Here is a 578-nt window from a genome sequence, read left to right as displayed (position 1 = left end):
GACTTCCTCGACTTCCTCGACTTCCTCGACTTCCTCGACTTCCTCGACTTCCTCGACTTCCTCGACTTCCTCGACTTCAGTCGACAGCTCCTGACTTATTCTGCTTTCCTCTGGCGCAGAGGCAGTTTGTACCTGCTCGATTGGTTCCGAAAGGTGCTGTTCCTGAGGGCATAGCGCTTGATTTTGCTTTTGTCTGATGCCTTTGACATGTTTGAGAATGGCAGAAAAGAGCTCATTGTCATTGACGGGCTTGGTCACGTAGTCATTCATGCCCGAGGCAAGACATTTTGCTTTGTCTTCTGCCATGGCATTTGCGGTCATCGCGATGATAGGGATCTTCTGATTGCTTTCCCGTATCTTTTCGGTAGCTTGGCAGCCATCCATTAAAGGCATTTGCATGTCCATTAATATGAAATCGAAATTGCCTTTTATGGCTTTCTCGTAGCCTTCTTCACCATTGTTGGCAAGGGATACCCGGATGCCTTGTTTAACAATAATTTCCTTCCCTAGCTGTTGATTTGCACCCAAAACTGACCCACTAAAGCCATATATTTGCATCGAATTTTGACCCACGTATA

1 protein-coding gene is annotated in these 578 nt (G+C 46.5%); it reads right to left on the bottom strand.

Annotated features, from left to right (window positions below; all coding sequences use genetic code 11):
* On the bottom strand, nt 1-558 hold a 558-nt coding region (locus A3756_RS16360), incomplete at its 3' end, for a response regulator (protein WP_156490541.1).
* Nucleotides 559-578: the final 20 nt, after the last annotated feature.

Source organism: Oleiphilus sp. HI0086, assembly GCF_001635225.1.
Note: the sequence above shows the minus strand (reverse complement) of the source record. Positions and strands in the feature narration are given on the sequence as shown.